Origin of the sequence: Prosthecobacter vanneervenii (assembly GCF_014203095.1) — a bacterium.
In the GTDB taxonomy this organism is placed as follows: Bacteria; Verrucomicrobiota; Verrucomicrobiia; order Verrucomicrobiales; family Verrucomicrobiaceae; genus Prosthecobacter; species Prosthecobacter vanneervenii.
In genome coordinates this window covers 73,331-95,219 of the sequence record NZ_JACHIG010000003.1, presented here as the reverse complement: position 1 = coordinate 95,219, position 21,889 = coordinate 73,331, and the positions used below count along the sequence as shown (strand labels likewise).

Genomic DNA, 21,889 nt, shown 5'->3' with positions numbered 1-21,889 from the left:
TCCCCCCTCGCCGTCGTTTAAAACCACCCGCAACCATGAAATCCGCCCTCCTCGCCACCCTCCTCACCCTCACCGCCGCTGCGGCCCACGCGCAGCCCCTCTGGCTTGAGGCCGAATCCTTCTCCTCCCCCGGCGGCTGGGTCCTCGACACCCAGTTTATCGACATCATGGGCTCCCCCTACCTTATGGCCCACGGCATGGGCAAGCCCGTCAAAGACGCCACCACCAGCATCGAGCTCCCCGCCGGCACCTACACCCTCTGGGCCCGCACCAAAAACTGGGTCGCCCCCTTCAATGCCACCGGCGCCCCCGGGCGCTTCCAGATCACCGTCAACGGCACCACCCTCGACCACGAATTCGGCACCACCGGCAAAGACTGGCAGTGGGAAAAAGCCGGACCCGTCAAACTCTCCGGCGGCAAGGCCACCCTCGCCCTCCACGACCTCACCGGCTTCGATGGCCGCATCGACGCCCTCATCCTCGCCAAAGACGGCGAAGACTTCACCCCGCCCGCCGACCTCGCCGCTACCAATAAGCTCCGCCGTCAGCTCCTCGGCCTCCCAGAGAAAGCTCCCGAGACCTCCGAGTTCGACCTCGTCGTCATCGGCGGCGGCTACTCCGGCATGGGCGCCGCCATCTCCGGCGCACGCCAGGGCCTCAAGGTCGCCTTCATCCAAAATCGCCCCGTCCTCGGTGGCAACGGCTCCAGCGAGATCCAGGTCTGGGCCATGGGAGGCACCCGCCGCGGCCTCTACCCCCACCTCGGCGAGATCGTCGAAGAGTTCGCCGACCGCGCCAGCAACAGCCCCGCCGCCTCCCCCCAGGAGTTTAATGACAAGCTCAAGGAAGACACCGTCAAAGCCGAGAAAACGATCCAGCTCTTCCTCAATACCCACGTTTACGGCGTCGAGATGACAAGTAGCGCAACCGTCCCGGTTGCCTCCGGTTCCGCCTCAGCCTCCGGCAAACCCACCCACACCATCCGCTCCGTCATCGGCCTCGACACCAAAACCGGCAAAGAAACCCGCTTCCTCGGCAAGCTCTTCGTGGACTGCACCGGCCACGGCAGCGTCGGCGCCCTCGCCGGAGCCGAGTTCATGATGGAAGAAAAAGGCCGTATGGGCATGAGCAACATGTGGGTCATGCAGAATTTGAAGCACCCCGTCACCTGGCCCGCCACCCCCTGGGCCCTCCCCCTCACATTGGAAGACTTCCCTGAGCCCAAAGCCCTCGCCCCCGTCGGCAAAAAGAACGCCGAAAACATGAAAGGCTACGACCTCGGCTACACCCCCACACCCGCCCCCGAAGACTACGTCCACGGCGAGTGGTTCTGGGAAAGCGGCTTCGACAAGCACCCCCTCAACGACCTCGAGCTCATCCGCGACCACAACTTCCGCGCCGTTTACGGAGCCGTCTCCGCCCTCAAAACCCTCAAGGCCGAAAAATACGCCGACTTCGACCTCACCTGGCTCGCCTACATCGGCGGCCCCCGCGAATCCCGCCGCATCGTTGGAGATATGATCCTCAATGGCGAAGACATGGTCAAAGGCATCATCCATCCCGACGGCTGCGTCCCCACCACCTGGGACCAGGACCTGCACTATCCCAAAGAGCAGTACGCCAAAAACTTCCCCGACAATCCCTTCATCTCCCGCGCCGAATTCGGCAAGCACACCGACCGCAAAAACGGCTACCCCGTCCCCTACCGCTGCTTCTACAGCAAAGACATCGGCAATCTCTTCATGGCCGGCCGCACCATCTCCGTCGAGCGCCACGCCCTCGGCTCCACCCGCGTCATGCGCACCTGCGGCATGATGGGAGAAGTCGTCGGCAAAGCCGCCTGGATCTGCGTCCGCCATCACACCACCCCCCGCGGCGTCTACGAGCAGTACCTCGACATCCTCAAAGACCTCATGTCACAGCCCGGCGCCATGCGCCGCGACACCCTCGAAGGAAATCTCTACCTCCCCGCCAACGCCAAAAAACTCCCCGACCTCCCCCCTCCCGGCTCCTCCGCCGACAGCATCGACCCCAAAAAGCTCGAAGGCATCGTCATCGACGACACCGAAGCCGAGTTCACCGGCAAATGGACCCACGGCGAAGGCCTCAAGCCCTACGTCGGCAACCACTACAGCTACAGCAGCGACAAAGCCGCCAGCGCCCGCTTCCCCTTCAGCGTGAAACAAACGGGCAGCTACGAAGTCCGCATCTACTTCCAGCCCCACGAAAACCGCGCCAAATCCGCCCCCATCACCCTCCTCACCGCCGACGGCGAAAAACAAGTCACCGTCGATCAAACCAAGTCCCCCAAAGACCCCCAAGGCGCTTACAGCTTGGGCACTTACAAGTTCAATGCAGGTGAAGAGTCCGCAGTGATTTTCCGCACCACCAACGCCGGCGGAAACGTGCACTTAGACGCCGTCCAGATCCTCCCCGCCAAATAAGGCGTGGAAGCATTATGGCGCATCGCGAATGCGCCAGCATAGTGGTCCGCACAGTCCTCTGTGCGGCTCGCCACGCCCCTGACCCACGAGTCACTCACCCCTCACGCAGAACCCACAGCCCCCTCTCCGGCTCCCACAAACGCCCTAGCATAGTACGTCCGCACAACGCGAAGCCAGCCGAAGGCAATCCCCTGTGCGGCGCTTCGCGACTCCCACACACTCCGCGTTAACAATGACGCACTCCAAGTGATGCGGTCACTCCTTCCCACAATGGCGCAGCCACTAGATCAGGACCCCGGAGGGGTCAAAGAAGGTAGCCAGGGGTCGAGCGAGGAACGAGCGACCACCCCTGGAAATCCACGCCACCAATCCGGGTAGCAAACCCAGAGCTCCCTTCTCACACCGCGCCCTCCAGCAGCGTCTTCCAGCCCCACCGCCACAATCACAACGCTTTCAAAAGCCCCACCACCGACCACCCGCCACCTCCCGGTTGTCTCTCTCTCCTTTCCGGTTTACAATCACCCATGTCCATCACCTACGAAGCCATCATGGATGCCGCCCTGCAGCTCACCCCTGCCGACCGCTGCCGTGTCGCCACAGGTCTATGGGACTCCGTCGGCACTTCCGCCGATGACCTCGCGCCAGACGAGCTCGAAACCCTGCTCAACCAGCGCGAGACCGAAATGGACCAAGACCCCTCCCAAGAGATCAGCCATCAGGAATTTCTAGCCCACTTCTCAGCCCGGCGTCAGGCGTGAAGCTCTCTCATCCCCGGAGGGGATGCAGCCGGTAGCCAGGGGTAAGTTCGCGCAGCGAGCGCCACCCCTGGAAAGTCGCCCCAAATCCGGAGAGCAAAGCCAGCGCTTCCTTTACACCCCGCGCTCTCTAGCAGCGTCTTCCCACCACTCCGCCACACGTCAGCAGGCAGCTGCACCAGTATCAAAAGCAACCCGTATGTGCGACTGATTCCGTCGCCACACTCAGCATGAGTGGTTGTGAAACATTTTGTGTTGTGACACAGAAGTCCTGAGCGCTAGTTTGACCCGCCTAAAACATCAGTCAAAAATGGTTCAACCATCAAAATCATATACTGTAGCGGAGCTGTTCTGTGGCTGTGGAGGCTTTTCACATGGGTTCTGGCGGACCGGCAGGTTCCAAACCGTTTTGGGAAATGACGTCAAGAAATTTGCCCTCAAAACTTTCGAAAAGAACCACTCCCACGGTGAGCATGTGCCCGCTACGATTTTGGGAGATATTCGAGATGTGCCAGACAGAAAAATTAAAGCCTTGATTACCGCTAAAGGCATTGAAACGCTTGATTGCCTGATTGGGGGACCTCCCTGCCAAGGCTTTTCTCAGATGAGGCGAACGGAGGCGCGGAAGGATTCGGAAATCGTGTCGTTTGGTGGCTACAACAAACTCGATCAAGACCCCCGCAATGATTTGGTGCTACGGTTCCTCGAGGTTGCTGCGGCACTCAACCCTAAAGTGGTAGTCATTGAAAATGTGCCTCAATTTCTAAGCCATTATCACGACGGCAAGAAGGGAGGGATCGCTCAACAGGTCGAAGAGATATTAATTGAGATGGGCTACAAGGTGTCATGCGGCATTCTAAATGCGGCAGATTACGGTGTGCCCCAGCTTCGCCAGCGAGCAGTCATTGTGGCTTCCCGCCTAGGTCCTTTAACACTCCCCGTGCAAACCCACGGCGACCCTGAATTACTCGCAGGATGGAATGGTCAGCCTTGGGTCACTGTGCAAGACGCCATCAGTGACCTGCCTTATGATGCGCCATTGCATGAGTCTTTGGGAGGGAGCAAGGGGGGGTACACCAAAAAGGCAGACAATGCGTTTGCCAAGCTGATGAGAACTTCGAAGCAGTTTGCATACAACCATATCACCCGCAGCTATCAGCGCCAAGTTATCGAGATCATAAAGGAGATGCGTCAGGGGGAGACTTGGGACGACGCCAGTGCACGATTACAGAAACGCTATGAGAAGCTGGTAGCAAATGCGGTCGCCAGTGGCGAAACCGAAAAGCAGGCTCGTAAGCGATTGGAAGCCGAAGGGCGAATCATCCCCGTTTTTTACAAGCGCTACTATTGGAGCGCTTACACAAGGCTGGCGTGGGATCGTCCGGCATTAACAATCACGGCTAACGCTAATTTCCTCGGTTCGGGTAGATTCACGCATCCCGAGATGAACCGAGGCATCACAATCAGAGAAGCTGCGAGACTGCAGAGCTTCGATGACTCGTTTACATTTCACACGTCAGACGATGAAAAGAGAGCCACCGATAATCTTGGTGTTGGCTTAGATATGATTGGCGAAGCCGTGCCTCCTCTTCTGGCGCGTGCAATTGGAAATACAGTGGCAGTGCATCTAGACGAACACATTTAACGCTATGTCCGAACCATTTGAAATTGCGCAACAGGCGCTTGCAAAAATGAAGGAAGAAATAGGCGCAGACGCCACGTTCAGCGTGGACCAGATCTGGGCTTATGCGGATGAAGAAGTGCCTAGCACTCGCCGCCCTGGTGCTGTGGTAAAACTAACGCGAAAAGGATATATTGTTCCCACCGGAAAGATCCGCAATGCGGCGACTGAAAAGCGAGCTGGAAGTAAAGTGCCCGAATATAGATTCGCTCAAGCTGATGATGCCGAGCAAGCTGGTATGGCGCTCGAAGCAGGAAACTTGCTGGCTGTATTCAATAACGATTGTACAGCGGTGATGGCGGTAGGTGAAGGGCGCGTCAAGCGGCTACTAGCGTCTTTGTTAGCAAAACGTTTCCTTGTTTTGACTGGGTTGGCGGGGTCGGGCAAAACTAAACTTGCCCAAGCCTTCGCCCGGTGGCTAAGTCATGTTGCGGATGACCCACAGAACACAGCTCATGTGTTGATTCCTGTTGGCGCGGATTGGACCGGAACTGATGCAATCCTTGGATATGCTGATGGGATTGATGCGGGTCGTTATGTGTCGCGTGCCGCTCTGGATTTGATTCTGCGTGCCGCCAAGCCTGAGAATTCTGGCACACCGCATTTCCTGATTTTAGACGAGATGAATCTTTCTCATGTAGAGCGGTATTTTGCCGATATCCTGTCCGCTATCGAGTCTGACGAGGCGATTCCATTGCATCAAGATGCTGAGCGAAAGGGGAACGGAGAGTCTGTGCCGCAATCCACTAAGTTGCCGTCGAATCTCTTCATTATCGGTACTGTGAATGTTGATGAAACGACTTACATGTTCTCACCCAAGGTGCTAGACCGGGCGAACGTGATCGAGTTCCGTATGGAGGCGGCTGAGATCGCTGCGTTTCTGGAATCTCCCCAAGCGGTGCGTTTGGAAGAACTGGACGGAAAGGGGGCGGTTTTCGGTCCCGGCTTCGTGGCACTTGCGGCAAACAAGCGAATCACGGTGCCAGCAGAGGTGAAGGACCGCTTTAAGGAAGAAATGCTGCTTTTTTTTACCCTGCTGCAAAAGCACCACGCAGAGTTTGGCTACCGTACAAGCTACGAAGCAGGGCGGTTCATCCACTTCTACAAAGAACTGGGCGGACATGAGGAGGCAGATGCCACGTGGTTTGAGCCTGCAATGGATGCGGTGATAGTGCAAAAGCTATTGCCGAAGCTGCATGGCAGCCGCACGAAATTGGAAGGCCTGCTGTGGGCACTAGCATACGCATGTGGGACGCCACGTGGGACGCAGCGTGCAGAAGATTACCTGAAAGCCTGTGCGTTAGCGGGTGAGGCTGAGGATGATGCGCGTTCTCCCGATTCCGTGGCCAAGAAGCTTACGGTCTCAAGGGGGCAAGCGCGCTTTCCTCTGAGCTTTGATAAAATTCTCAGAATGCACCAGAAGCTGGTGCGAGATCAGTTTGTGACCTTTGCCGAAGCGTGACCGATGCCTGCGGAAGCACAAAACCCAGTGACTGTGTCCTGTCGTAATGATCAGGGCCGTGAGGTGGCGAAGGTGATGATCTGGAGTACGCGCAAGGACAAAGGGGCTACGGGCGAGGCTGCAGACCTGATTCGCTTGAGTGAAGCAGAGGCCGAAGCGCAAAATGAGGAGTCAGTGCAACTGCGGGAGCGTGGGCGCTACCTTTACAAGATCGTAGGTGATGCGGGGCTTTCGCTCTCAGAGGAGCGTGGTGTGTCGGCGAGCCCAGCAGGCGATGGAGGCGGGTTGATCGAGCCGGGCGATCAATGCGGGGTGCTGCCGCTGAAACTGATGCGCGGAAATGAGGTGGTGGCGTGCGGAGCGGTTGAGGTGCGCTCGATCAAGTTGCGCTATCGCGAGCATTATCGTGGGATGCTGAACTGTATCGCAGAAAAGTGCATGGGTTTGCTTCTGGACAGCCGGGCACCAACGCGGCTGCGGTTGTCGTCGGCATGGAAGGACAACCGAGCGATGTTGGAGCAGCAATTGGAGTTTCTGCGTCACACACTTGAGTCGGTGGCGTTTCGCGGCGCGGTGGATGAGGTGTTACGAAATCCGCATCGCCTGCTGGAAAATGAGGCGCAGGAACAGTCGATTTCACGCCCATTTAAACCGGGTCGAGATTTTGTACGTCAACTAGGCAAGGCTGGCGACCGCATAGCGCTGCCAGAAGGGCATCCACTTCGTGCGATGCATCCGGCACTGACAAGTTTGCCTGTGCGAATTCAAGTGATGAAGCGAACGGACTTTCTGGACACGGGGGAGAACCGCTTTGTGAAGATGGTGTTGGTGGAGTTTCGCGACTTCCTTGCGGAGGTTGCAGGAATGCTGGGTCGAGATGCGACGGATGCGGTTAATACGGACAACGTACGTTTGCTGCGTGAAGTGGCACGTTTGCGCAGTCGGCTGGATACGCTGCTAGGACGTGGCTTTCTTCCTGATGTATCACGACCTGAACTGCTGCCCCTAGGTAGTCCGGTGCTGCAACGCAAGCCTGGCTATCGTGAGATATTGAATCTGTGGCTGCAGTTCCATGTGGGCGCGCAGCTTGCCTGGGATGGTGGAAACGAAATTTGGCGTGGCGGGGCGCGGAATGTTGCTACGCTCTACGAGTATTGGCTGTTCTTCCAACTTGAGGCGCTGTTCCGTAGCAAGTTCGAATGCACGGCTCCGCTGCATTCGGTCTTGGTGGAAAAGGATGCAGGATTGCCGCGTCTAAAGCTCCAGCGAGGCATCGAGTTACAATCGCCTATCGGTGGTGCTTTGTCGGCCTCGGCAAAGCGGACCCTGAAAGCGGAGTTTCATTTCAATAAGAAATTTGCTCGCAATCGTGACCATCAGAAAGGCGGAAGCTGGACGCGGGGGGTTCAGCCGGATTACACAATCACGATTTGGCCTGCGGAGTTCGACAGGAATGAAGCGGAAGCCTGCGACATGTTGGTGCACGTCCATTTTGATGCAAAGTATCGCGTGGAGAATGTTCAGGTGATGTTCGGCAGTGAAGAGGACGATGACTTCATCCAAGACCGCGCCGCAACCGAGAAGTCCCCGCCTACGGCGGCAAAATATGCTGACCTGCTCAAGATGCACGCCTATCGCGATGCTATCCGCCGCTCTGCTGGTGCCTATGTCCTCTATCCCGGCATGCCAGGTGATGGGAAGAAGTTTGCGGAGTTTGAAGGTTTCCATGAAGTGCTGCCGGGGCTGGGTGCTTTTGCCATCCGCCCTCGCAGTGATGGTACAGCGGATGGCATGGAGGCATTGCGAATTTTCTTGGATGAAGTGATCGAGCATCTCTCCAACCGGACGACAGCCCGCGAACGTGCGACTTTCCACACAGCGGAATCATATAAATTGCACGAAGCTCCAGTGCCGTATGGCAACCTGGTGCTCGCTGAACGCGATGAAATGAGTGACACGGGGCGTGCGCTGCCGCCTGCTGAACATCATGTGGTAGTGGCATGGTATAACAGCCCCGAGCAGCTGGAATGGACTCTGAAGAGTGGGTTTGCTGTGGTGAGACTGGGAGATCGACCTGGATCGTGGAATGTTTCTCCTGAGTTTGCGAGTGCCCGGCATGTGCTTCTGTTCACTCATAAGCGAAAGGTGGCCGATGGCCTGCTGCGGCTGAAGGACTCCAAGCCGGGATACAGAGTATTCACTGCGAATGACTTGAAAGGCAGCGGCTACCCCGGTGCAGCCAGCGGCGAAATTTATGCCATCTTCGAAGTGGAGCCAGATCATGCTTTTGACGGGAAGAAGTGGGATGGCGTCGAGCTTGGGAAAAAACTGGAAGACTACGAGGCACGACGGTCTTACCGCAAGAAAACACTGGGCAACCGATTAGCCGATCCCAGAGTGCTGAGTCTACGCGAGCTTTTGGCGTCGAGGATTTGAAGCATCGCAAAACGCTCCATCCCCCCCTCTACGCCACCCCCCTCCTCCGGCTAAACAGCCCATACTTCGGACTGAAAACATACGCCGCCAGGAAAAACACCCCCAGCACCACGATGATCGTGGCGCTCACGCTCCACCCCAGCGGATACGACAGAAAGAACGCCGCCACCGACCCAATCGCGCCGATGATCCCGCCGCCCCAGAACAACGTCCGCGCGTTGTTCGTCAGCAGATACACCGTCGCCGCCGGCGCCACCATCAGCCCCACGCTCAGAATGCACCCCACCGCCTGCAGCGATGAGATTAACACCAGGATCGTCACCGCAAACGTCGCATAGTTTAAAAGCCGCACCGGCACCCCCAGACTCGCCGCGATGTTCGGCTCAAACAGATAAATGAGCAGCGGCCGTTGCAGCGCCGTCAGCGTGATCACCGCAATCGCGCTGATCCCAAACGCGATCCACAGGTCCGAGTCCGCCATGCCCACGATGCTCCCAAACAGCCACTCATCCAGCTTCTGCCGCAGGTCCAGGTTCTTCAAGATTAAGACCCCCCCCGCAAACGCCGTCGTGTACAGCACCCCCATCGCCGTGTCCTGATCCAGCCGCGACGTCCGCGAAAGAAAGATCGACCCCAGCCCCACGATCAGCGCCGCAAAGATCGCCCCCGCCAGCGCGCTCCATTGGCTCAGCCCAATGATCAGCACCGCCAGCGCAATCCCCGGCAGCAGCGAGTGCGACAGCGTCCCAATCTTCAGCGCATCCTTCCGCAGCACCACAAACGCACTCACAAACCCGTTCGCAAACCCAATCATCAAACACGCCATCAGCGTCCGTTTGGCAATCGGTTCAGCAAGGAAATCAGCAAAGGTGGACATGGAGAAAAGGCTCTTCGGCTCTCAGGTTTTATCTTTCAGCTTTCAGTTTTGATCTTTCCGTTCGCCGCCTCCCCGCTCTCATACGCACTCGCAATATTCCCTGGCGTAAACACCTCCTTCACCGGCCCAAACGCCACCTGCTGCCTGCGGATGATCAGCACATCATCAAAAATCTGCCCCACCGTCTGCAGATCATGATGACTCGCAATAAGCAGCCGTCCCTCCGCCGTCAGTTCCTTGAACAACCGGCTCAGATTCTCCTGCGCCGGCTTGTCCAGCCCCGTAAACGGCTCATCCAGCAGCAGCACATGCGCCTCCTGCGCCAGCGCCCGCGCGATGAACGCCCGCTGCTGCTGCCCGCCCGAGAGCGCGCTGATCTGCCGCTCCTGCAGATCGCACAGGTCCATGCTCACCAGCGCCCGTTCCACAATCTCCGCGTCATGCTTCGAATACTGCCGCCACCACCCCAGGTTCGGGTAGCGCCCCATCTCCACCAGCCCGCGCACCGTGATCGGAAAATTCCAGTCCACATCCCCACGCTGCGGCAGATACGCGATCTCATGGCTGCTCCGCGTCAGCGCCTTGCCACGCCACAAAATCTTCCCCCGCCCAGCCGGAATCAATCCCGCCAGCGACTTCAGCAGAGTGCTCTTCCCCGCGCCATTCGGGCCTATGAGAGCCATGCTCCGCCCGCACTCCGTCGCAAAGTGGATCTTCTCCAGCGCCCGCACCTCCTGGTACTGCACGCTCAGGTCCACCACCTCCAGCCGATGGTGCTGCGTATGCGCGCAGCCTCCGCCCCAGCAGACGTGCTCCTTGGTGTGAGTAGGGGAATGGGAAACAGCCGCGCTCATGTCATTTCCATTCAAACGTGATCACCTCATCCAAACTCGCCGCAGACGACCACCGCGTCTCGCTCCGCGTCGCCAGTCCATCCGGCTCCAGCTCCACCGTCACCGCCGTATCCGGCGTGCCCTCCGGCCACGTCGCCTTCACAAACACATCCACCCCATCCTTCGTCGAGGGCAGGGGAGCATCCACCTCCATCGGCGACTCCTCAATCGCCGTCACCAGCTCCTTCTCCCCAACCTTCACACTCAGCATCACCGGCCTGTGCGCATACCGCACCCTCACCAGCCCCTTCACACCCTTCTCTTCCACCACCTTCGCCACCACCGCAGCCTTCACAGGCGTCGTCGTCCCCGTCAAATGACTCAACGGCACCGCCAGCACGACAAACATCAAGCCAAGCAAAAAAATCTGAATGGGCGGAGAACCTCGCATGACATCAGGAACGGTTAAAAGAGATCTGATTAGAAGAGGTCATTGTGCAGTCGTGAACACGATGGGCATTCATTCCGGCCTCCGACATTAGTGTTTTATTAGTGTCCGATGAGTGGTTCAAAATTCCGTCAATCGCCCAACGCACTCCTCACTTTGCCGCAGCCGGAGCCAGCGCCGCCACAATCGACCTCACATTGTGCGCCAGCATCGTCTCAAACGTATGTGCCACCTTCGCCGTCCCATCCGCGATCAGCGGCTCCCCGATCTTCACCCCCGTGCTCCGCGCGATCTCCGCCAGCACCTTCGGGTTCGCCTGATCCTCCGGAAACACCGCCTTGATCCCATGCTCACGGATCTCCTCGATCGTCTCCGCCACATGCTTCGAAGAAGCATCATCACTGCGCCCGATGCCCAGCAGCGAGATCGGCTCAAACCCATACTCCTTGCAGAAATACCCAAAGGCCCCATGCGCCGTCACCAGCAGCCGGTCCTTCTTCCCAATCTTCGCGATCTCCTTCTGCGCCCAAGATTTGAGCTCACCAAAACGCTTGCTCGCCACCTTCGCCCCCGCCGCATACGCACTCGCATTCGCCGGATCCACCGCGCTCAGCTCATCCGCCACCACACGCGCCGCACGCTTCATGTTCTCAGCACTATGCCACCAGTGCGGGTCCTCCGACCCATGGTGATGATGATCATGCTCCTCATGGTCATGATCCTTCTCCTTCTCCGCATGCTCATGATGATGCTCCTCAAACGGAATGGACGGAATCTTCGCCCCCACCTCCACCAGCTTCACATCCGCCCCCAGGCTGTCGCGCAGCTTGTCCAGAAAGCTCTCCAGTCCCTTGCCTGAAGCCAGCAGCAGCTTCGTCCCACGCATCTCCGCCAGATCCTTCGGCGCCGGCTCAAAGTGATGAATGTCCGCCCCCGGCTTCAGAATCTCTACCACCTCCACATTCGCCCCGCCCACCTGTCGCGCTAGATCCGCCAGGATGGGGTGTAGTGTCGCCACCTTGGTGGCGGCCAGGGCCGGCAGTGCTGCGGCGAGAAACCCAAAAGTCAAAAAGAGCTGCTTCATGAAACGAAGCTAGGTCACAAAAATCAAAAATACAAATGATTTGCAATTGCAATCAGGTTGCATATAAACGGGCTCCGTCCTGCAACCCATTTGCACTATGAAACGTCTCCCGCGCCTCTCCGACATTCCACGTTTTCAATACTTTCTGGTAGTCATCGCCACCCTACCCGGCGTCCTTTTTGCGGAATCCGACACAAAAACCGACAATAAAATCAGCCAAATCGCCAACTCCGCCAGCCATGTGGAGGAGATCCCCATGGACGAAATGGTCATCACCGCCCCCCTGGATCGCCCCCTCTTCCAGCAGGCCCAAGCCGCCTCCGTCCTCACCGGCCAAAGCCTCACCCTCGCCCTGGAGCCCAGCCTCGGCCAGACCCTCGCCCGCATGCCCGGCGTCAGCAGCTCCTACTTCGGCCCCGCCTCCAGCCGCCCCATCATCCGCGGCCTCGACGGCGACCGCATCCGCATCCTCCAGAACGGCCTCAACACCATCGACGCCTCCGCCACCAGCGTCGATCACGCCCTCAGTTTCGACACCTCAAATCTCAAATCAGTCGAGGTTGTGCGCGGTCCTGCCACCTTATTGTATGGCTCCAACGCCATCGGCGGCGTCGTCAATTCCCTCGACGGCCGCATCGTCGATGAGAAACTCGACGGCACCATCCGCGGTGCCCTCAATGACCGCTTCACCTCCGTGGACAATGGCTATCTCACCAGCGCCATGGTCGAAGGCGGCTACAAAGGTCTCGCCTTCCACGTCGAGGCCTTCACCCGTGCCGCCGAAGACTTCCGCATCCCCGGCTACGCCCGCACCTCCGCCGCCCAGGCCGCAGACCCGCTTCCTCCCGGTCAGACCGAAGTCTCCAAAATCGTCCCAAACAGCAATCTCCGCTCTGAAGGCTTAACAGGTGGCACGAGCTACGTCTGGGACAAAGGTTTCTTCGGCTTCGCCTGGACCGAATTTCACACCAACTACGGCTCCCCCGCCGAGCAAAACGTGGTCATCGACATGCACCAGCACCGCCTGGATGTCCGTGGTGCCTTTTACAAGCCCTTCGCTCTCATCAAGGAGATCAACTACAAGCTCGCCACCTCCAGCTACCAGCACACCGAGTTCGACAGCGGCCAGCCCTCCACGCTCTTCAAAAACAACGGATACGATGGACGTATCGAAGTGAAGCACGAGAAGATCGCCGGCATGGAAGGCGTCGTCGGCTACCAGTCAGACCGCAGCGAGTTCAGCACCACTGGAGACGAGGCCTTCCTGCCTTCCACCATCACCCAGGCAGACGCCCTCTTCCTCTACGAGGACGTCACCCGTGGCCCGTTCAGCTTCCAGTTCGGCGGCCGCTACGACCACATCTCTGTCCGGTCTCTCGACAGCGCCGCCTTCGGCCCTGGACTCTCGCGTCAGTTCGACAACCTCAGCGGCTCGATGGGTGTGGTCTTCACTCCCAATGACGAATACGCCATCGCATTCACCATCAATCACGCCGAGCGCGCCCCCACCTACCAGGAGCTCTTTGCCAATGGCACCCACGCCGCCACCGGTGCCTTTGAGATCGGCGACCCCAGCCTCAAGCAGGAAAAGTCCCTCGGTTTCGACCTCAACCTCCGCAAACGCATCGGCTGGATGACCGGCAGCATCAGTGGCTACTACAACCGCTTCAGCAACTTCATCGGCCAGTTCCCCACCGGCGTCGTGCACGTGGTCGGTGGCGAGAGTTACAACGAGCTTCTCTATCAAGCCACCAACGCCGAGTTCATCGGCTCAGAGCTGGAGGCCACCTTCCACCTCCTGCACCCCATCACCACCGAGCCGCCGGAGCATCAGAGCAATCTCCACCTGCAGCTGCGTGCAGACGCACTACGTGCCCGGGACTTGAAGACAGGCCAGGCGCTGCCCCGCACTCCCCCCTTCCATCTCAGCAGCACCCTCATCATGGAGCACGGTGCCTTCGGTGCACGTCTGGAGGGCATCTACGCCGCCCCCCAGAGCCAGCTGGCCGCAAATGAGTTCCGCACCAGCAGCTACTTTCTCGTCAATCTCAGCCTCACCTACCGCATCCTGCAGGGCCCCACTGTCCTCGATGTGTATGCCAAAGGCATGAACCTCACCAACGAGGACGCCCGAGAGCACACCTCCGTCCTCAAGGACCGGATTCCCCTCCCAGGACGTGGTCTGGTGGTTGGAATGAAGCTAACCTTTTAAATAAGTTTCCTTAAAGTTTAAGCTCCATGATTATCAAAATTGATACGCCAAAAAGCACATATTTACACAAATGAGATAATTTTCAGACCTTTTGGTTGCGGCTAAATATATACTGACTATAATTTAGGCAGTTAGATTTAGAACGCGATGAATGCAACCAACCCAAATTCTAGCATTTTAGGAAACGCCGCAGTTTTTCATGCCTTGGAAGCTAGGCGTGCCTGGCGGGTCAAAGAGCAGATTTCGCCTCATTTCTGGGTTCTCGTTAGCATTCTGGGCGATCTCGTGGTGGCAGTTTTGGCGGCTTACGCAGCTTTTGTGCTTCGCTTCCATACGGTGCTGCGGGAATTCGGTAACTTCGACGAAATGTCCTTCCGTCAGTACAGCGGCCACATGGCGCTGGGCAGCCTGACGCTCATCCTGGTGCTCGGCTGGCAGGATATTTACCACAAAAACGTCCTCCTTCGCACCCGCTGGATCTCTTCCAAGATCGCCAAAGGCGTTCTCGTCTGGACAGCCGGATTCCTGGCCATGACGCTCGCCCTCAAGCTGCAGCCCAGCATCTCCCGCGTCTATGTGGGTCTCAATGGTGCCACCGCTCTCTTGTTCCTTCTGGGCTGGCGAGCCTTTTTCATGTCCTGTCTGCGTGCCCCGGGCCGCATCGAGGCCCTTCAGCAGCGCACTCTGTTTGTCGGCTGGAATGATGAGGCAGTGAGCCTCCTCAAGACCATGAAGCGGGATCAGGCTGGCTCTTTCGACATCATGGGCTGGGTCAGGACCGGCAGTCCGGAAGACAGTCAGCCTGAGGATGCTGGTGTGCCCTGCCTGGGAGATCTCAGCGAGGTGGAGCACCTCGTGGCCACGCACGCCGTGGACATGGTGGTCGTCGCCGACCTGCATGGCCCGCGTGAGCAGATGATCGCATTGGCCAACCTTTGCGAACGCGAAATGATCCAGTTCAAGGTCATTCCTTCCTATTTCCGCGTGTTTGTGTCCGGACTTACGCTGGAAACCATCGCCGGGACCCCGGTGCTGGGCGTCACTCGCCTGCCGCTGGACGACACCCTCAATGTCATCCTCAAGCGTGCGGTGGACATCATTGGTGGCACCGTTGGGCTGGTGCTCAGCGCTCCGATCATCGCAGTGTTCAGCACCCTCGTCTGGCTGGAATCCAAGGGCTCTGTTTTCTATCATCAGCGCCGCTGGGGCTGCAACGGTGTGCCCTTCAACATCATCAAGATCCGCTCCATGAAAAAGGACGCCGAGGCCGCCAAAGGCGCGCAGTGGTGCGTCAAAGACGACCCGCGCCGCCTCAAGGTGGGTGCCTTCATGCGGAAGTGGAACATCGATGAACTTCCTCAGTTCTGGAACGTGCTGAAGGGTGAGATGAGCCTCGTGGGCCCACGCCCGGAGCGCCCTGAGCTTATCGACAGCTTCAAGCACCAGATCCCTCACTACAATGCCCGCCACCACTCCAAGCCCGGGATGACCGGCTGGGCTCAGGTCAATGGCCTCCGCGGAGACACTGATCTCGGCGAGCGCATCCAGTGCGACCTCTGGTACCTGGAAAACTGGAGCCTCTGGCTCGATTTCCAGATCATGCTGCTGACCTTCTTCAAGCGGGATAATGCCTACTGAGGTTTGAACAAGATGAGGTTGGCGCGGTTTTGCCGGCCGTGCTTTCATCTTGAATCCGCAGGCTTCAGCCCTGTGATTACACCATGCCACTGTTCACGGTTTTCACCCCCACCTACAACCGCGCTCACACGCTGCATCGGGTTTTTGACAGCCTGCAAGTGCAGACCTGCCGGGATTTTGAGTGGCTGGTGGTGGACGACGGCTCCACGGATGACACCGCAGCCTTGATGGCCCGCTATGAGAACGAGGCCACCTTTCCTGTGCGCTATATGCGTGAGCCGCACCGCGGTGCTTTTCATGTGCACAATGTGGCGCTTCACCAGGCGCAGGGGCAGCTCATCATCAAACTGGACTCGGACGATGGCTGTTTGCCGAATGCACTGGAGCGCCTTCAGCATCACTGGGAAAGCATCCCGGCGGATGTGCGCGGAAAGTTTTCCGGAGTCACAGGACTGTGCCAGGATCAGAACGGCCAGCTCGTCGGCAACCGGTTTCCGGCTGACCCGCTCGACTGCTCGGCGGCCGAGCTTGAATACCGGCACAAGGTCAGGGGGGAGAAGTGGGGCTTTCTGCGGCTGGACGTGCTGCGTCAGTTCCCTTACCCGGAGAATGTTTCCGGGCATTACATTCCCGAGTCCTATATCTGGTGCCAGGTGTCCCAGCGCTACCTGACGCGGCATGTGAACGAAGAGCTGCGCATCTACTGGACTGATGCGCCCTCTCTCGTTCATGGGCGCGTGAATCCACGCACGAATGCCGAAGGGCATCGCCTCATGTTTCAGATGGTGCTGGACTGTGAAAGTGTCTGGTTTTTCACCGCGCCGCTGCGCATCATGCGCGCGGCGGTGCAGTACAGCCGCTTCGCCTTTCTGACCGGAGTCGGTGTCATGAATCAGTTCAGCATGCTGAAATCTCTCGGCGGCCGCCTGCTGTGGCTGTCCGGCTTGCCGGTTGGTTTTCTTCTCTGGTGCCGGGACAGCCGCCGGTTTCCGCAGACTTGAGTCGTAGCGCAGGCATTGCATACGCCCTGCACTGGCTGGCGTTGGGGCATTCAAACCATGAAGTACAGTCCATTCTGCTAGCGTTTATCATCGCAAGCCGGGGCCTTGGGGCGCGCTAGGGTCCAGCTAATTAGAGCCTGATCATGTTTGTTGCGATTGCCATGAGACATATTCCCCTCATCACCTTTCTGCTTTCGCCGTTGATTATTGTGAGCGCAAAAGAGCCACCGGCACCTGAAACGAGTGAGCTGGTGGTCATGGATAAAGGGACAGTGGTGTGTTCTCTCTACTATGAACCTGTGGCGCCGAAATCTGTCCGTCTGGCGGCGGATGAAATCCAGCGGGTGATCAGACTGGCGACGGGCAGCACCCTGCCGGTGATCACCGAAGCCAAGCCGCCGATGATCTGCCTGGGGGACTGTGCTGCGGCGCGTGCGGCGGGCGTGGAGGCCGAGACGATGGCTGAGGAGTCTTTCCGAATCTTCACGCATGGACGCGCGGTATTCATCGTGGGAAAAGACACGGCGGATGGCCGGACCACACACCGTGGCGGGTCTAGCAGGGGCACCTTGTTTGGCGCGTATGCGTTTCTTGAGCGTGTCGTCGGGGCGCGCTGGATCATGCCGGGGGAACTGGGGGAAATCATCCCTCATCATGACCGCCTGAAAGTGCCGCCTCTGAATCTCATGGAGGCGCCTTCTTTTGCTTCACGACAGCTGGAATTGAGCGATCCGCCTTTGGTTCGACAATGGGCGCTGCGCAACCGCGTGGGTACTCAAGCAGGCGATGCAGGGGCATTGTGGGTGGACTCAAGCCATTCATGGAATGAACTGATGCCGCAGAGCATCAGAGATTCGCATCCCGACTGGGCTGCCGTGAATCCGTATCCGGAGAAGCCCAATTACAAGTTCTGCACACGCAACCCAGAGGCCGCGGGCGCCTTCGCGAAGAGCCTTCTTCAGGAGTTCGACGCGAATCCATCGCGCTTCATGATGAGCGCATCTCCCTCGGACGGACAGAGCTTCTGCCATTGCGACCGCTGCAAAGCGCACATCACGCTCAACTCCCATGGCAAAGAATCGACGACGCGCAATCTGCTCGATTTCTACAATGATGTGGCGGGTCAGGTTTCCAAGGCGCATCCAGGCAGAATGATCGGCGCGCTCGTGTATGGCGCGAACGAGTATCCGCCCTCTGAGACACTGCAGCTGGACAAGCACTTGTTCGTCGAGTGGGCTCCTCTGGATGTTTATGGACTCGGACTCTACAAGGAGGCATACCGTGCTGAGTTTGATCAACTCGCCGAGAGATGGCATCGGACCGCTCCGAACCTCGGCTACTCGAACTATCTGCACTGGCATCGCTCCCGCGGCTGCGCACCGCTGGCACCGGCGCCAGAGCTGATGAAGGTGGAGTTTGCAGCGCTGAAGAAGCACGGCATTGAAAGCGTGCGCGAGGCCGTGGAGTCAAACTGGGCTTACGCAGGACCGAACAACTGGCTGCTCGCGCGCCTGATGTGGAAGGCGGATGCCGACGTGGACGCGATGTATCGCGAGTGGCTGATGCTCGCCTACGCTGAAGGAGGCGAAGCCATGGGGCGTGTCTATGCACTCATTGATGATGCGTTTCGGAAATTCAAACAGCAGGTCGAACCGTTTCATTACTCCGCCGGTCAATACGACATCGACAAACCGAAGATCCAGAAGATCTACCTGCCGCTGCTGCCGCAAATTCACAGGCTGTGTCAGGAGGCGCTCGCAAAGGCGAATGATCGGCGGGCAAAGCAGCGCATCGGCTTATTCGTGGACAACATGAGGTTCTTTCACCGTGAGCTGCGTCGTGCTGGCTATGTGCGTGCTGATGAGGATCTGGGGTTCGCTTTGACGGACGAGGAGTTCGAAAGACTCGCAAACAGCTCCGAAACTCCAGGGGCGCCTCCGGCAAGATATTTCATGCACAAAGCACAGCCTCTGCCGCCATCCGAGTAACGAATCATTCCTTCCCATCTGCCGGATCATGAACAAAGAATACGGACTCTTTGCCGCACTGCTGCTTGCCCCGTTGTTCTCACTGCACGCCGCCGAACACAACGTCGGCCCTGGAGGTTTCAAAACCATAACCGAAGGTGTGGCTGCGCTCAAACCTGGAGACACCCTCACGATCATGCCCGGTGAGTATCGGGAGACGGTGTCTGCCACCCTGGTGGGCGCGGCCAAGGCTCCGATCACAATTCGCGCGTGGCGTGCTGGCAGCGTCTTGTTGCGGGGAGATTTGGACTTGAAGGACTTCAAACCAGCACCGGGGCTGCGGGATGTTTTTGTCACAGAAGTGGGGCGGCCTGTGGAGTCGGTGTTTGAGCACAGCACGTTTCGCACGCTGGAGCCGAAGATGAGCGCGGTGGAGGTGGAGCTTTCATTGATGAGCTTTTACCAGGATGAGAAAAACAACCTGCTTTATGTTCATGCATCGGATTCGCTGCCGCCAGAATGCCATGCCATGGGTGCATCCATCACCAATGCAAACGGGTTGCTGCTCACGGGCTCGAAGCATGTCATCATTGACGGCCTGTCTTTCACCGGCTTCAGCCATCGCGATTATGATCCGCAGCAGGGATCACGCACACGCTGGGGGCTGATGTTGAAGGACTGCGAGAGCTGCAGCGTGCGGCGCTGCACCTCGTATCTAAACAGCGGCGGCATTCACCTGCTCGGCAAAGGCCGGGGCTGTGTGGTGGAGGATTGTACGGCCTTTGGCAACTGGTCGCGGCATGTGGATATCGGGAACAACATCGTCGGCTGGGGCGTGGCGGGCACAACCTTTCAGCACAACCGCGTCGAGGGGCACATGCCTGACGCGGGCACAAGCCGCAACGACATCACCTTTTACAGCGGCGGCGATGGTTGTGCGATGCTCGACAACCTCGCGATCAACGCGAGTGTCATGATCAAAGGTGATCTCAAGGACGCAGTGCAGCGCGGCAACGTGTGCGTAGGTCGCAAGTTCTACCGTCCGCCGGGCGCGGAGAACATCGAGCTGCCCTCCGGAGCCACGCCGTCAGACGCGGCGCGGTTTGCGGATGTGTTGAATCATGATTACCGCATGGTAAATGTCTTCTTTGTTTCACCCAGCGGGAATGATGAGAATCCAGGCACGAAAGCAAGGCCCTGGAAAACGCTTGCACGTGCCGCAGGGGCTTGCAGCACGGTGTATCTGATGGCTGGCGAGTATGATGAGGCGCTCGTTGCCGGTGCGAAGGCTGATTTCCGCAGACATGGTCATGATCGTGTCGCGGTGAAGGAAGTTTTTATCCGAGACGCTCCAGGTGTACGGCTAAACGGGCTTCAGGTTCACGAGAAGGTGACTGTGTCTGGCTCGGAGGACTTGCGGATTGAGTTCTGCACGCTCGGCAGCCTTTCGATCCACAAGTCGCCGAAGCTGGTCCTCGCGCACAATTGGATCAAAGGGCAGCTTACGGTTGATGAATCGCGTGGCGGCAGTTTGATCTCGAACGTCGTCGCGGAGAGGAGGCTGGACGCGGAGTCGCTGGTGGAACTTTGGGAGCACTCGAATGTCGCTGGCGCGGCTGTGAGCGAAATTCTGCCGGATGATTCAGCGCTCATCGGCCGTGGGCTGCATGGCTCGACGATCGGGCCGTTTTTGCGACTTAGTCGTACGCGACCGCTGCCCATCAGCAAGGTCAGCGTGCATGACGTGACGACAACAACCGCCACGCTGGAATGGAGCACGCCCACACAGGCCGCCGCCACGACGCTTGAATGGGGTGGGGCGAAGGTCGAGACACCACGCGGCAGCCAGCACAGCGTGAGCCTGACCGGCTTGCAGCCCGGAAAAGCCTATGAGTTTCGCATCACCTCCCGCCGCAAGGACGAGCAACGGGTGTTTGCCCTGCATCAGCCACCGGCAGACAAAACGCAGGCCGTTTATGAAATACAAACTGTCACCACCGCCGCCGAACCACACACCGCGCGCACGCTGCATGTGCCCGGGGATTTCAAAACGATCAACGACGCTGCGAATGCCGCGCGTGCGGGTGACACCGTGCTTATTCACGCCGGTGTGTATGAGGAAACCGTGCGCGTCCGCAGCAGTGGCGATGTCGGTGCGCCGATCACGTTTGCTGCCGCCCCTGGCGAGGTGGTGTGGATGGATGGCAGCGAGCGCTTCCGTGCAAACGCCTTTATCCTTCCACAAAAACATCGCATCATTCTCGACGGTCTGCGCTTCAGGCACTTCCGTTTTGCGCCGGAGCTGGGGCCGATCATTCACATCACCGGCGGATCGAATCACATCATCCGACGCTGTTTTCACGATGGTCGAGAACTGGAAGGCTACGTGGGAACTTTCATCGGCGCGACGAACACGCACGAGTTGCTGGTGGAAAATTCCGTTTTCATCAACGGAATGGGTGAGGCGATTGGCGCCAGCAACTGCCCTGATCTCACCGTGCGACACTGCGTTTTCTACAACAACTTCATCCGGGCCATGACCGCGCATATGGAAACGCCTGACGTGCTGGTGCATTTTCATCACAACCTCGTCTGCGACAGCATTCCGACGAAGGTTAACAATGCGCTGCTGCGCATCTGGCACGCCGACGCCCTGCGCTCAGATCACAATCTTTTCTACACCCGCATTCCTGGCGACCAACGCCGCATTGTTGAAACTGCGTACGTTCACGGCCAGAAAGTGGGTCATGAAGATCCAGCGACCTATCGTGGAGAGAATCTTCTGCTTGCCGAAATGCAAACCAAGTTCCGACAAGAGCTGAACACATTCACGGGCAATCCAGGCATCGGGGCAGCGCCGCGCCTCGTGCCCCGCAACGACAACGATGAACGTGAGTGGCGCGCGGTGGAACTCCATCGTGAGGGCGACTCGTTTGCGCCGCTTGATTTCAAAGACTTCTTCCCGGGTGCAGAAAATCCGTCGAGCAAGGCGAGCGATGGGGTGCCGGTAGGTGTGGTGCCTGAAGCGCTGAGATGACCTGAAGGCATGCC

Annotated in this window: 14 protein-coding genes; 10 read left to right on the top strand and 4 right to left on the bottom strand. The window is 58.5% G+C overall.

Annotated elements, in window-relative coordinates:
* Window positions 1-35: 35 nt before the first annotated feature.
* The 5 genes from HNQ65_RS08380 (at window position 36) to HNQ65_RS08360 (ending at window position 8,778) form a co-directional block, all read left to right on the top strand.
* The gene (locus HNQ65_RS08380; RefSeq protein ID WP_184339070.1) at window positions 36-2,444 is read left to right on the top strand and encodes an FAD-dependent oxidoreductase; all 2,409 of its coding nucleotides are present in this window, start codon (window positions 36-38) and stop codon (window positions 2,442-2,444) included.
* Window positions 2,445-2,968: 524 nt separating this feature from the next.
* A complete protein-coding gene (locus HNQ65_RS08375; RefSeq protein ID WP_184339069.1) occupies window positions 2,969-3,202 on the top strand; it encodes an addiction module protein in 234 nt (77 codons plus the stop codon).
* Between the two features lie 307 nt (window positions 3,203-3,509).
* The gene (locus tag HNQ65_RS08370) at window positions 3,510-4,844 is read left to right on the top strand and encodes a DNA cytosine methyltransferase (RefSeq protein WP_184339068.1); all 1,335 of its coding nucleotides are present in this window, start codon (window positions 3,510-3,512) and stop codon (window positions 4,842-4,844) included.
* A gap of 4 nt (window positions 4,845-4,848) precedes the next feature.
* Window positions 4,849-6,342, top strand: a complete 1,494-nt coding sequence (locus tag HNQ65_RS08365; RefSeq protein WP_184339067.1) for an McrB family protein — start codon at window positions 4,849-4,851, stop codon at window positions 6,340-6,342.
* Between the two features lie 3 nt (window positions 6,343-6,345).
* Window positions 6,346-8,778, top strand: a complete 2,433-nt coding sequence (locus HNQ65_RS08360; RefSeq protein ID WP_184339066.1) for a DUF2357 domain-containing protein — start codon at window positions 6,346-6,348, stop codon at window positions 8,776-8,778.
* 28 nt (window positions 8,779-8,806) lie between these two features.
* Here the strand turns inward: HNQ65_RS08360 and HNQ65_RS08355 are convergent, their stop codons facing one another.
* The 4 genes from HNQ65_RS08355 to HNQ65_RS08340 form a co-directional block, all read right to left on the bottom strand.
* Complete coding sequence (locus HNQ65_RS08355; RefSeq protein ID WP_184339065.1) at window positions 8,807-9,655, bottom strand: metal ABC transporter permease; 849 nt, start codon at window positions 9,653-9,655, stop codon at window positions 8,807-8,809.
* 35 nt (window positions 9,656-9,690) lie between these two features.
* On the bottom strand, window positions 9,691-10,509 hold the full coding sequence (locus tag HNQ65_RS08350; RefSeq protein WP_184339064.1) for a metal ABC transporter ATP-binding protein: 819 nt from the start codon (window positions 10,507-10,509) through the stop codon (window positions 9,691-9,693).
* A gap of 1 nt (window position 10,510) precedes the next feature.
* Window positions 10,511-10,939, bottom strand: coding sequence for a hypothetical protein (locus HNQ65_RS08345; RefSeq protein ID WP_184339063.1), 429 nt, complete (start codon window positions 10,937-10,939; stop codon window positions 10,511-10,513).
* A 148-nt stretch (window positions 10,940-11,087) separates the two neighbouring features.
* Window positions 11,088-12,020, bottom strand: a complete 933-nt coding sequence (locus tag HNQ65_RS08340) for a metal ABC transporter substrate-binding protein (RefSeq protein ID WP_184339062.1) — start codon at window positions 12,018-12,020, stop codon at window positions 11,088-11,090.
* A 97-nt stretch (window positions 12,021-12,117) separates the two neighbouring features.
* Between HNQ65_RS08340 and HNQ65_RS08335 the strand changes: the two genes are divergently transcribed.
* The 5 genes from HNQ65_RS08335 to HNQ65_RS08315 all read left to right on the top strand — a co-directional run bounded on the left by HNQ65_RS08335 (window position 12,118) and on the right by HNQ65_RS08315 (window position 21,875).
* A complete protein-coding gene (locus tag HNQ65_RS08335; protein WP_184339061.1) occupies window positions 12,118-14,232 on the top strand; it encodes a TonB-dependent receptor in 2,115 nt (704 codons plus the stop codon).
* A gap of 147 nt (window positions 14,233-14,379) precedes the next feature.
* Window positions 14,380-15,870 carry a sugar transferase gene (locus HNQ65_RS08330; protein ID WP_246437974.1) on the top strand — a complete coding sequence of 497 codons (1,491 nt, stop codon included), beginning with the start codon at window positions 14,380-14,382 and terminating at the stop codon, window positions 15,868-15,870.
* 83 nt (window positions 15,871-15,953) lie between these two features.
* On the top strand, window positions 15,954-16,871 hold the full coding sequence (locus HNQ65_RS08325; protein WP_184339059.1) for a glycosyltransferase family 2 protein: 918 nt from the start codon (window positions 15,954-15,956) through the stop codon (window positions 16,869-16,871).
* Window positions 16,872-17,014: 143 nt separating this feature from the next.
* The gene (locus HNQ65_RS08320) at window positions 17,015-18,859 is read left to right on the top strand and encodes a DUF4838 domain-containing protein (protein ID WP_184339058.1); all 1,845 of its coding nucleotides are present in this window, start codon (window positions 17,015-17,017) and stop codon (window positions 18,857-18,859) included.
* A 28-nt stretch (window positions 18,860-18,887) separates the two neighbouring features.
* On the top strand, window positions 18,888-21,875 hold the full coding sequence (locus HNQ65_RS08315) for a right-handed parallel beta-helix repeat-containing protein (protein ID WP_184339057.1): 2,988 nt from the start codon (window positions 18,888-18,890) through the stop codon (window positions 21,873-21,875).
* Window positions 21,876-21,889: the final 14 nt, after the last annotated feature.